General features: G+C 65.1%; 10 protein-coding genes. 1 reads left to right on the forward strand and 9 read right to left on the reverse strand.

Annotated features, from left to right (window positions below; translation table 11 throughout):
- Positions 1–3: 3 nt before the first annotated feature.
- The 3 genes from AC07X4_RS09500 to AC07X4_RS09510 all read right to left on the reverse strand — a co-directional run bounded on the left by AC07X4_RS09500 (position 4) and on the right by AC07X4_RS09510 (position 3,473).
- Positions 4–879: a branched-chain amino acid ABC transporter permease gene (locus tag AC07X4_RS09500; RefSeq protein WP_057223312.1), complete on the reverse strand. Its 876-nt coding sequence runs from the start codon at positions 877–879 to the stop codon at positions 4–6.
- Between the two features lie 92 nt (positions 880–971).
- A complete protein-coding gene (locus AC07X4_RS09505; RefSeq protein ID WP_099730657.1) occupies positions 972–2,192 on the reverse strand; it encodes an ABC transporter substrate-binding protein in 1,221 nt (406 codons plus the stop codon).
- Positions 2,193–2,240: 48 nt separating this feature from the next.
- The gene (locus tag AC07X4_RS09510; protein ID WP_056747221.1) at positions 2,241–3,473 is read right to left on the reverse strand and encodes a metal-dependent hydrolase family protein; all 1,233 of its coding nucleotides are present in this window, start codon (positions 3,471–3,473) and stop codon (positions 2,241–2,243) included.
- Between the two features lie 258 nt (positions 3,474–3,731).
- On the opposite strand from AC07X4_RS09510, the gene AC07X4_RS09515 reads away from it, so the two are divergent.
- Positions 3,732–4,661 (forward strand): LysR substrate-binding domain-containing protein, encoded by a 930-nt coding sequence (locus AC07X4_RS09515; protein ID WP_494739931.1) that lies wholly within the window; start codon positions 3,732–3,734, stop codon positions 4,659–4,661.
- 53 nt (positions 4,662–4,714) lie between these two features.
- On the opposite strand, the gene AC07X4_RS09520 is transcribed toward AC07X4_RS09515, so the two are convergent.
- The 6 genes from AC07X4_RS09520 to AC07X4_RS09545 form a co-directional block, all read right to left on the reverse strand.
- A complete protein-coding gene (locus AC07X4_RS09520) occupies positions 4,715–6,268 on the reverse strand; it encodes a malonate--CoA ligase (RefSeq protein WP_494739932.1) in 1,554 nt (517 codons plus the stop codon).
- An 82-nt stretch (positions 6,269–6,350) separates the two neighbouring features.
- Positions 6,351–7,154, reverse strand: coding sequence for an enoyl-CoA hydratase/isomerase family protein (locus AC07X4_RS09525; protein ID WP_494739939.1), 804 nt, complete (start codon positions 7,152–7,154; stop codon positions 6,351–6,353).
- Between the two features lie 227 nt (positions 7,155–7,381).
- Positions 7,382–8,371, reverse strand: a complete 990-nt coding sequence (locus AC07X4_RS09530) for a Bug family tripartite tricarboxylate transporter substrate binding protein (RefSeq protein ID WP_116747441.1) — start codon at positions 8,369–8,371, stop codon at positions 7,382–7,384.
- A 67-nt stretch (positions 8,372–8,438) separates the two neighbouring features.
- On the reverse strand, positions 8,439–9,938 hold the full coding sequence (locus AC07X4_RS09535) for a malonyl-CoA decarboxylase (RefSeq protein ID WP_494739933.1): 1,500 nt from the start codon (positions 9,936–9,938) through the stop codon (positions 8,439–8,441).
- Positions 9,935–10,603 carry a GntR family transcriptional regulator gene (locus AC07X4_RS09540; protein WP_056064427.1) on the reverse strand — a complete coding sequence of 223 codons (669 nt, stop codon included), beginning with the start codon at positions 10,601–10,603 and terminating at the stop codon, positions 9,935–9,937. Before AC07X4_RS09540 ends, AC07X4_RS09535 begins: the two co-directional genes overlap by 4 nt.
- Positions 10,604–10,979: 376 nt before the next feature.
- Positions 10,980–11,897 carry a LysR family transcriptional regulator gene (locus tag AC07X4_RS09545; protein WP_494739934.1) on the reverse strand — a complete coding sequence of 306 codons (918 nt, stop codon included), beginning with the start codon at positions 11,895–11,897 and terminating at the stop codon, positions 10,980–10,982.
- Positions 11,898–12,033 lie beyond the last annotated feature (136 nt).

The raw sequence follows: 12,033 nt of genomic DNA on the forward strand, positions 1-12,033 counted from the left end.
TCCTTACCGCACCAGCTGCACGCGGCCCATGATGCCGGCCGGGCGCACCAGCAGCACCAAGGCCAACACCACAAACGACAGCACCAGCTTGTACGACGGCCCCATCAGAGGCACCGCCAGCTCTTGCGCCACGCACAGCAGCAGCGCACCCAGTACCGCGCCCACCGGGCTGCCGATGCCGCCCAGCACCATGGCCGCGAAGGCGGGGATCAGGCTCTCCCACCCCATCTCGGGGCTGACCACGGCCTTCATGCCCAGCAGCACGCCACCCAGTGATGACAACGCGCCCACCAACAGCCACAAACTCAGCATCAACCCATTGGCGCGAATGCCGCTGGCGCGTGCCAAGTCCGCACTGTCGGCCACGGCGCGCAGTTGGCGGCCAAAGCTGGTGCGGTAGATCAGCACAAACACCACCAGCAGGCAAACGGCGGCCACCGCCGCAATGGCCAGGTCGGTGGGCAACACGCGAATGCCACCAAAGTTCCAGGCGCGCACCAGGGGCAAGTCAAACGTGCGCTGGTCATGCCCGGCAAAAAAACCGATCAGGCTGCGCAGCAAAAACCCGAGGCCAATGGCCGCGAGCATGGACGACACCATGGGCCGCCCGGCCAGCTTGCGAAAGATCAGCGTGTACGAGCCCGCCGACACCACGGCCGTGACCACCATGCTGATGAGCGCCGCCGCCCACAACGGCCAGCCCCCCAACAGCTGCACAGCCACGGCAGCGTAGGCGCCGGTGGTGAGCATGTCGCCCGTGGCTGCGTTGGGAAAGCGGTTGACGCCCATCACCAGGGTCATGGCCAGGGCAGGCAGTGCCACCACCAGGCCTTCGATCAATCCGTTGATCAGCAGGTTTACAAAATCGATCCAGGTCATTGCGTCATTCCGTCATCCCGTGCACATCTGCGCTGTGCGCCGCAAAAAAATGCCCGGGGCCTGCACCTGGCAGGCGCACCGGGCGCGGTCCATCACATCGTGATGGACACCACGTCGCGCCGCACCAGCTGGCCCTTTTCGATGATGAACACGCCAAAGTCCGGCGTCACATCACCCGCCTTGTCAAAGTCCAGCTTGCTCGATGCGCCTTCGTAGTTCACCTTGGCCTTTTTGGCCAGTTGCGCCTTGCCTTCGGCAAAGGTGAACACAGCCGTGCCGGGGGCGTTGGAGACATCGCGCATCTTGGCGTTGATCTGCTCTACCGTGGCCTTGGGGCCCGCGGCCTCCATGGCCAGCGCCAGCGAGATCACCATGTCGTACGCCATCGCGGCGTAAATGTTGGTGGAGGCCGCCTTTCCCGTGGCCTTGGTGAAGGCCGCGTCAAACTGGGCATAGGAAGCGCTCTTTTCGTTGGACACCGTGTCCACCGAAATAATGCCCTCGCACACCTCTGCGCCCAGGGCCTTCACCAGGTCGGGGTTGGCCGCCCAGCCGGGGATGATCCACTTGGTGTCGGCACCGGACTGGAACCACTCGCGCAGGATGATGGTGGTGTCGGGCAGGTACGAGCCCATCACGATCACATCCGGCTTGGCGGCCAGAATCTTCTGCAGCTCGCTGCGGTAGCTGGGGCGGCTGGGTTCGTAGGTGACATGGGCTGCCACCTTGCCGCCGCGTTTCTCCCAGGCCTTGGTGAAGCCTTCCACGTTGCCCAGGCCGGATGCGTTGTTGAACGCCATCGTGGCCGGGCGCTTGAAGCCGCGCTTGGTGCAGATCTCGGCAAAGGCCGCGCCAAAGCGGTCGTTGGTGGCCTGAAAGCGCCACACCAGGTCCTTGGTGTCCAGCGTGGAAATGGCGGGCGCGCCCGACACGTTCATCTGGATGATGCCTGCCGCGTCGGTCAGCGGCATCACTGCCAGCGTCACGCCCGAGGCCCAGGTGCCCAGCACCGCCTGCACCTTGTTCACTTCGATCAGCTTCTTGGCGGCCAGCACGGCCGCGTCGGGCTTGGTCTGGTCATCTTCGGTGAAGAGTTCGAGCTTGCGTCCACCCGCGCCGCCCGCGGCATTGACCTCATCCACTGCCAGGCGGATGGCCTGCTGCATGCCCGGCCCGTAGGGGCTGCCTGCGCCGGTGATGGGCGTGAGCGAGCCAATGCGGAACACCTCACCTTGCTGACTGAAACCGATGGAGGGAAGGAACTGCAGAGCCGCTGCGGCGCCGCCGAGCTTGACGAAATTTCTACGTTGCATGGTGATCTCCGGTAGGGGGTGTGATGGGGGTAAGGGGATGAAAGGGACTCAAAGGGTGTTCTTGACCCACACGCCGTCCTTGGCGATGGCGCGAATGCGCTCGCCCTGGTTCAGCAGGCAGGTGATGTCGGTCAGCGGGTTGCCATCGACCAGCAAGATGTCGGCAATGGCACCGGCCGTGACTTCGCCCAACTGGCCTTGCTGGCCCAGAATCTCCGCGCCAATCAGCGTGGCCTGCTGCAGCACCGGGCCATTGCCCAGAATCTCCGCGCGCAAGCGCAACTCGTCGGACTGCAGGTAATGCGTCTCGGCCAGCAAGTCGCTGCCCAGGCCCATCTTCACGCCCGCCTTGGCCAGGATCTCGATGGCCTGCTTGCCCTGACCCCGCACCGAATCGATCTTGGCAATCGACACCGCAGGCAGGCCATAACGCTCGCCCTCATTGGCCAGGCCCTCATAGGTGATGAGCGTGGGCACCATGAAAGCCCCCATCTCGGCCATGAACTCTGCCGTAGGCGCATCCACCAGATTGCCGTGCTCGATGGTGCGCACGCCGCAGCGCACGGCGCGGGCGATGGCGCGGGGCGTGTAGGCATGGGCCATGACATAGGTGTTGGCATTGGATGCCTCTTCCACAATGGCGTGCAGCTCGGCTTCTGAGTAGCCCAGGTTGCCAATCGGGTCGTTGGGAGAGGCCACGCCGCCCGAAGCCATCACCTTGATCTGCGTGGCGCCCTTCAGAATTTCTTCACGCACGGCCAGGCGGCAAGCATCCACGCCATCGACCACGCGGCCGATGTTGCCGAGCTTGTAGGCGCACGAACACACATCCAGGTCATCGTTGCGCTGGCGGAAATCCGCATGCCCGCCGGTTTGCGACAGCGCCTTGCCCGCAGGGAAGATGCGCGGCCCCTGCACCAGCCCGGTGCGCACCGCCTCGGCCAGCGACCAGTCGGCGCCGCCCGCATCACGCACGGTGGTAAAGCCCCGCTCCAGCATGCCCTTCATGATGGGCAGCGAGCGCATCATGGTGAACACATTGGGCATCTTGGCCACAGCGCCCAGGTTGAACGAAGACGCCACCACATGCACGTGGCAGTCGATCAGGCCGGGCATCAGGGTCATGCCCTTGGCGTCGAGCGTGGTGGTCCCTTCTGGCACCTGCAGGTCGGTGCCTACCGCTGCAATGCGGCCGTCCTGCACCAGAACGGACAGGCCGGTGCGCAGTGTGAGCGCGTGGACATCCAGCACACGGCTGTTTTCAATCAACAAAGAGGTCATGAGATTCGTCAAAGTGGGCGCGATGGCTTCAAAATTACTCATAGCCTGCTTTTTCAGGGGGCCATGAAGACCATCAAGCATCCATCTGGTGCATTGCAGCATCTACAGAGTGTGGTGCTTGACACGTTGCTGTCACAGGACGCATTTATCGGGCCAATTGACCTTATCCGCAACGCCTAAAATCTCACCATCCCATGAGCCCTACTCATACCCCCTGGGCATACATCTATGCGCCGCCTGTGCCCCACCGTCTCTGAGTTGAACGCCTTTCACTCCGCCGCCAAGCACCAGGCCTTCACCATGGCCGCGCGCGAGCTGTGCGTGACGCAAAGCGCCATCAGCCGCCACATTGCGGCGCTGGAGGACTACCTGGGCCAGAAGCTGTTCATCCGCAAAGCCACCGGGCTGGAGCTGACCGAGGCGGGGGCCACCTACCTCAACGCCACCCGCCCGGCCATGGCCGCGCTGGAATCGGCCACGGCACAGCTCATGTCGTACGGGGGCGATGGCGGCTCGCTCAACCTGTCCGTGCCGCCCACGTTTGCGGCGCAGTGGCTGTTTCCGCGCCTGGGGCACTTCAAGCGCACGCTGCCGCAGGTGTCGCTGAACTTTGTGCGCTACCAGCATGCGCACGACTTTGCGACACCGCATGAATTCGACGCGGCCATTCAGTACGGCTACGGCAATTGGCCCAGCGCCAATGCGCGCTACCTGATTGGCAAGGAAACCAGCATCGTGTGCAGCCCGCAACTGCAGGCCGCCCTGCCCCTGAACACCCCACAAGATTTGATGCGCGCCACGCTGCTGCAGCACATTGAGGTGCCCCTGGCCTGGCAGGACTGGATGGAAGCCCACGGCCTGGACACCAGCGCCAGCCGCTTCGGGCCGGGCTTCAACCTGTATTCACTCATCATCCGCGCAGCGGTTTCAGGCTTTGGCGTGGGCATCGTGCCCACCTGCCTGGTAGAAGACGAATTGCAGGCAGGCACTCTCGTAGAGCCCCTGAAAGACCGCTTTGACAGCCCGCTCGGCTACTACCTGTGCGCGCCCACGGCACGCACCAATTTGTCGGTGTACCGGCTGGTGGCGGGGTGGCTGGAACACTGCTGCAACCATGCCGAGGGCGCCGCGGCGCCAGCCGCCACGCCCTGCATTTTCTGCAACCCCCAGGCCTCTGCGGCGGGTTAGGGCCTGTTCACACTATTTTTGCCAGTGCGAAGGCCTCCACTCGCAGGCCTGCCTCAGGCGAACAACCCTTTGTACTGATCCCGCAGCAGGTTCTTTTGCACCTTGCCCATGGTGTTGCGCGGCAGCTCGGACACCACGAAGCACTTCTTGGGGATCTTGAAGTTGGCCAACTGCGACTTGAGCTGGGCCACGATGGCATCGGCGTCCAGGCGGGCACCGGGCTTGGCAATGACCACAGCCACGCCCACTTCGCCAAAATCGGGGTGCGGCACACCCACCAGGGCGCTTTCGGCCACGCCGGGCATGTCGTTGATGTAGCCCTCGATCTCTGCAGGGTAGACGTTGTAGCCGCCGCTGATGATCAGGTCTTTGCTGCGGCCCACAATGTGCACGTAGCCGCGCTCGTCCACCTTGCCCACGTCGCCGGTCTTGAAGTAGCCATCCTTCGTGAACTCTTCGGCGGTCTTTTCGGGCATGCGCCAGTAGCCCTTGAACACGTTGGGACCCTTGACCTGGATGCCGCCGATCTCGCCCACGGGCAGGTCTTTGCCGTCGTCGCCCTGCACGCGCAGGCTCACACCCGGCAGGGGGAAGCCCACGGTGCCGCCACGGCGTTCGTCCTGCCCGTTGTAGCGCTTGTCAGCGCTGTAGGGGTTGCTGGTGAGCATGATGGTTTCGCTCATGCCGTAGCGCTCCAGGATGGTGTGGCCGGTGCGCTGCTGCCATTCCTTGAAAGTTTCGATCAGCAGCGGTGCAGAGCCTGCGATGAACAGGCGCATGTTCTTGACGGCCTCTTTGGTCAGGCCGGGCTCGGCCAGCATGCGCACGTACAGTGTGGGCACGCCCATGAACACGGTGGCGCGCGGCATGGCGGCGATGACGGCCTTGGGGTCGAACTTGGCCATCCAGATCATCTTGCTGCCGTTGATGAGCGCGCCATGGATGGCCACGAACAGGCCATGCACGTGGAAGATGGGCAACGCGTGGATGAGCACGTCCCCCTTCTTCCACCCCCAATAGTCCTTGAGCATGACAGCGTTGCTGAGCATGTTGCCGTGCGTGAGCATGGCGCCCTTGCTGCGGCCCGTGGTGCCGCTGGTGTACAGGATGGCGGCCAGGTCGTCGGCGCTGCGGGACACAGCCTGGTGCTCGTCGCCGTGGTGCGCTGCACGCTCCAGCAGGCTGCCGGTGCGGTCGTCACCCAGGGTGAAGACATGCTGCGTGCCCAGGGTGAAGGCAATCTTGCTGACCCAGCCAAAGTTGCCGGGCGAGCACACCACCACGGCCGGCTCGGCGTTGCCGATGAAGTATTCGATCTCGGCGCTTTGGTAGGCGGTGTTGAGCGGCAAAAAGACGTAGCCCGCACGCAGCGTGGCCAGGTACAGCGCCATGGCTTCGACCGACTTTTCGACCTGCACGGCCACGCGGCTGCCTTCGGGCAGCTTGAGCGATGCAAGCAGGTTGGCGATGCGGGCGCTGGCGCGGTCCAGGTCGCGCCAGGTGTAGAACAGCGGGGTGCCGTCTGCCGCCGTGGTCTCAACGGCAGTGCTGTCCAGGTCGGACGGGAACGCGGCGCGCAGGGCGCTGAAGAGGTTGTGTTGGCTCATGGCTCAGACTTCAATGGGCTGGGTGGCTGGGTTGAGAGGTTGGGACCGACTGAATGGGAGAAAGCGGGGACGGAGGCGTCGGTCAGAACACCGGCGCGCGCTTGTCCAGAAAGGCAGAGATCCCTTCGCGGTGCTCGGCGCTGGCGGCGTAGGCATAGGGGTCGGCAGGGCCATTTACTATGTTTTCAATAGCAGGCAAGGCATGATTTTGTAGCGCTACAGGCGCTTTCAGCGCCCGAAACGTCTGTTTGTTCATGCGGGCGGCCTGGGGCGCCAGCGCGGCAATGCGCTGGGCACTGCCCAGGGCTTCGGTGGCCACCATGTCATCGGCCACCACCCGGCTTAGAAAGCCGCGTGCCAGCATGTCGGGGGCGCTGAAGGTGGCGGCCTCCAGCAGCATCTGGCGTGCGGTCACGTCACCCACTGCACCTGCCACCAGCTGCGCCTCGCGCGGGGCCATCGGAAAGCCCAGCTTGGCAATCGGTGCGCCAAAACGCGCGCCATTGCCCGCCACCCGGATGTCGCAGCAGCTGGCAATCTCCACGCCGGCGCCCATACAGGCGCCGCTGATCTGGGCCACGATGGGCACGTCACACTGGAGCATGGCATTGAGCCCGCCCCACACGTCGTTTTCATGAAAGTCGCGCAGCGCGGCCGCGTCAAAACGGAAGCCGGGGTACTCCGAAATGTCTCCGCCCGCACAGAACGCCCCGCCCTCGCCCGCGATGAGCACACAGCGCGCATCGGCAGAGCGCTGCACATCTTCAAACACCGCACGCAACTGCCGCCACATGGGCCGCGACATGGCGTTCAGCCGCCCGGTGTGGCGCAGGGTGACATGCACCACCCCGCCCTCACCCGCATTCATCAACACTTCACCCGACATCCTGGTATCCATTTCCTTCACATACCGCCCGCGACCTTCTCACCCCGCCATGCCATCGCCAGCGCCACCGTGGAACCGGCTTTGCCAGGCCACGGGTGGCGTCCCCCTCGGGGGATGGCGCAAAGCGCAGCCATAGCACCGGCTATGGCGAGCATTTGCAACAACGACGGTGTGCGCTTTTGCGGAGCGAGCGGGCATGGCGGGTTTGTTTGCACCGTCTTGGGGGGTTAGTCAAGCTTTGCGCCAGACGCCTTCACCACCGCCGCCCAGCGCTTGACCTCGCTGCTCACAAACGCGCCAAACTGCTGCTGCGTCATGCCGCCGTAGTCCGCGCCGTTGCTGGCCCACACGGCCTTGAGTTCATCGGCGGTGCCCAGGCGCTTGATCTCGTCCACGATGCGGGCCTGCACGTCGGCGGCTGTGCCTTTGGGCGCCCACAGGCCGTACCAGGTGGTCACGGTGTAGTCGGGCAGGCCCACTTCGGAGGCGCAGGGCACGTCGGGGAATGCGGGGTTGCGCTTGGCGCCGGACACCATCAGCGCCTTGATACGGCCGCTCTTGATGTGATTGGCTGACGAGCCCAGACCGTCGAACATCATGTCCACGTTGCCGCCAATGAGATCCTGCAGCGCGGGGCCCGCGCCCCGGTAGGGGATGTGGGTGATGAAGGTGCCTGTCTGCTGCTTGAACAGCTCGCCCGCCAGATGGTGCGAGGTGCCTGCTCCGGCCGAACCGTAGTTGAGCTTGGCAGGGTTGCGCTTGATGTAGTCCAGAAACTGCTTGAAGTTGGTGGACGGCGTTTTGGGATTGACCACCAACACCTGGGGCACGTTGGCCAGCAGCGCCAGGGGAATGAAGTCTTTCTCGATGTCGTAGTCGAGCTTGGGGTACATCGCAGGGGCAATCGCGTGGTGCACGGCGCCCATGAACAGCGTGTAGCCATCGGGCGCCGCCTTGGACGCAATGCTGGCACCCAGCGTGCCCCCGGCGCCACCCCGGTTGTCGATCACCAGCGTCTTGCCTGTGCTTTTGGAAAACTGCGCAGCCAGCGGCCTGGCAAACGCATCGGTGCCGCCACCGGCGGGGAACGGCACCACCACCGTCACGGGCTTGCTGGGCCAGGTGCTTTGGGCCCAGCTGTTGCTGCTGGCCAGGCCCAGGCCTGCAGCCGCTGCGCCGAGCAATACACCCCGGCGTTGGATTCGCAAATCAGTCATTCCTTGTCTCCTGTCGTTGTAAAAATACGCGGTCACTGGTCCGCCCGGCATCTTGCCGGCCGCCCCGTCAGTCGCGGCAAAGGCTGTCGATGTCCCCCGACACTGGCACCTTGCCCTGCGCAAGCAAGCTGCGATGCTTGTCGATGCGCTTCAAGTCGTACAGGTAGTTCACCATGAGCCCGTACGATTGTTTCTGCCCCTTGCTGGACGGGTCACCCGCCCAGTTCAGGCGCTCTACCCGCGCGCCGTTGCCCAGGTGGAAGCGGGCCACGGGGTCTGCCGGCTTACCCTCTTGCAGCTCGCGGCCCAGATAGTACGCGGCGCATTCCAGCAGCATCTGGCGCACGGGGGATTTGGCGTCCAGCTCCAGCGCCTTGTCCACCGCCCCGAGCAAATGCGTGGCCTGCGGCGGCTCGAAGCCCACCGCGCGGCCCAGCTCGCTGCGGCGCTTGTCGTCCAGGCGGTCCAGCATGGCCCCTGCATGTTTGCCCAGCCAAGCCCGGAAACCCGGAATGGGCGACAGCGTGGCAAAGGTGCGCAGGCGCGGGAACTCGGCCGTGAGCGTTTCCACCACATGCTTGATGAGCGAGTCGCCAAAGCTCACGCCGCGCAGGCCTGTTTGCGTGTTGCTGATGGAATAGAAGATGGCCGTGGTGGCCCGTGTGATGTCCACGGGCGCAGCGGCCTCGTCCAGCAGCGGCGTGATGCTGGACGAAATCTTGTCCACCAGCGCCACCTCCACAAAGATCAGCGGCTCGTTGGGCAGGCGCGGGTGGAAGAAGCCATAGCAGCGGCGGTCGCTGTCCAGCCGGTTCTTCAGGTCGGCCCAGCTGCGGATGTCGTGCACGGCCTCGTACTTGATGAGCTTTTCGAGCAGCGAGGCGGGCGAGTCCCACGACAGCCGGCGCAGCTCGAGGAAGGCCACGTCGAACCAGGTCGAAAACAGGTGCTCCAGCTCGGCATCGAGCGGCAGCAGGCGCTTGTCGGCCTTGAGCAGCGGCAGGATTTCTGCGCGCATGTCCACCAGAAAACGCATGCCCTCGGGGAACGCCGAAAACCGCTGCAGCAGCCGCGTGCGGGGCGATACCAGCGCACGGCGCAGGCTGATCTCGGCCTGCCCTTCCTCAGCCGTGCCCGCCGCCGCTTCGTAACGCTGGCGGGCCGACTTGAAGCGCGTGGCATCCGGTGCGAACTGCTCGCACATCAGCAGCCACATGTCGCGCCTTTCCTCGGGCTCGGCCTTCGCATACCAGTCGGCCACAGCCTGGGCGCGGCGGCCGCCCTCGATCTCGCTCACCTGGGGCGCCACCACCTCCTGCAGGTCGGCCAGCAGACGGCGCAATGCGCGGGGCGACAACGCCTCCTGGCCGCGCCGCAGGGTGGCCTGCAGACGCTCGTTGGTAGAACGCGGCACCGCGACCTTGGCGACCACATCGGTCACGGTTTTGTCGAGTGAGGCCTTGGCAGACTTGTCGGCGGTCTTGTCCCCCGCCTTGTCAGCGACAGGCGCGGCAGTGCGCAGGCGTGACACGCTGCGGGTGATCCATTCGGGAGTGCTGTTGATCATGGGGTCAACCTCGATTGCTGGTTGCGGGCTACATCGCGCAGCGCATCGCGCTGGCGCAACAGATGGGTGCGCATGGCCTCCTCGGCCGCGTCGCAGTCGCGCGCCTTGAGCGCGGCAAACACGGCCAGATGCTCTGCCAGGCTTTGCTGCATGCGCCCGGGGGCATGCAGCGTCTTGTGGCGTGCCAGCCGCAGGATCTTGCGCAGGTCGCCAATCACCTGGGCCAGCCAGCGGTTGTCCGCCAGCGTGATGAAGGCCTCGTGGATGGCGTAGTTGGCTTCGTAGTAGTCGGTCATGCGCCCGTCGGCCGCGCACTGTTGCAGGCGCTCGTGCAGCAGCTCCAGCGCGGCAATGTCGGCCGCCACGGCCTTGCGCGTGGCCTCGTGTGCGGCTCGCCCCTCCAGCAACGCGATGACGGGAAAGATGTTGTCCAGATCGCTCTCGGTGACCTCGGCCACAAAACAACCCCGGCGCGGCTCATGGCGCAGCAGCCCCTCGGCCACCAGCACCTTGAGCGCTTCGCGCAGCGGGGTGCGCGAGATCTCCAGCCGCTCGCACAAGGCAGCCTCGTCCAGAAAGCTGCCGGGCGGCAAGGCGCCCGCAAAAATCTGCTCCCGCAGCCGGGAGGCGACTTCATCGTGCAGTGAATTCGGGACAGGACGCATGTAAAACAAGGCTCCAGGGCACCAACCCGCGAGGCATCGGCTGTCAGCGGCTGAAGCACGGCGCAGGCCGAATGCCTGCAACACACCACTAACAGCTGACAACAGAGGCGATTGCCTCGCCATGCGTGTAATTTCTCATAATTACGCAAAATGACAAGGTGTAAACCCTGATTTGCAGACTTTGGTTACACAAAAGACGGCGACTGCGGTGGTTGCGCAACGCTGCGTGCCACATAGCAGCAAGGGTGGCGAACTTTGCTGCTGGCCCCAAGGCACCGTCGTTGGGTGATCAGCCCCGGGCCAGATGAGCTGCCGAGGGCGCAACACCCGCTGCGCTCACCGTACAGTCGCCCTGCCCTCGAGCCCCTCCCCCGCTTCACTCCACGCCCGCAAAACCTTCCACCAAGTGGTCGATCCACACCCGCAGCTTGGCCGGCAGAAACCGGTGGGACGGGTACAGCACCCAGGCCGTGCCCGCGTACGAGGTCTTGTGCTCCCAATCGGGCAGCACGGTCACCAGGTCACCCCGCGCCAACGCAGCGCGCGCGGTAAAGCCCGGCAGGCTGGCAATGCCCAGGTGGCTCAGCGCAGCCTCCAGCCGCACCTCGCTATGGTTGGCCACATAGCGCCCGCGCACAGCCACCGTGGCGGATTCGCCTGCGCGCTCGAAGCGCCAGTGCCGGTCGCGCTCGTCCTCGCCCAGTGTGATGCAGGCGTGGTGCTCCAGGTCGCGCGGGTGCTGGGGGTGGCCCCGCTCAGCCAGGTAATGCGGGCTGGCGCAGGCCAGGTGGCGCAGGGTCGCCAGCGGCCGCCCGGCAAGGCCCGGGGGTGGCGTGTCGGTCACGCGCAGGGCCAGGTCGATGGGTTCCTCGAACAGGTCCACCGTGCGGTCGGTGATGAGCAGTTGCACATCGACCTCGGGGTATTTCTGCAAAAACGGCAGCACCAGGGGGTGAACGAGTTGGCGCCCCACCGCCTTGGCCATGCTCATGCGCACCATCCCCGATGGCGCGGCAGAGTGGGTGTCGCTCAGCGCCCACACCTCGCGCGCGGCAGACACCATGTCCTGGCAGCGGCTGTAGACCGCCGTGCCTGCATCGGTCAGCCGCAGCTTGCGGGTGGTGCGCTCCAGCAGGCGCACGCGCAGCGCCCCTTCCAGCCGAGCCACCTGGCGGCTGACCGCCGACGGGGTGATGCCCAGCTGCCGCGCGGCGGCCGAGAAGCTGCCCGCATCCACCACACGCGCAAACACCGCCATGTCGGCGAGGCTGTCCAGGGGTTGATTGATGCGCATGGGGAACAAGTGCAGTTCTTTTGCAGCGATTATCAATGCATGGACGCAAATTGATAATTTCCCCAGCCCATCGTCGCCACGCGCGGCGTCCCCCTGCCTCCACCCCAATCTGCGTCCCATGTCACACACCCTGCCC

It is taken from the genome of Acidovorax sp. GW460-11-11-14-LB4 (assembly GCF_059423685.1).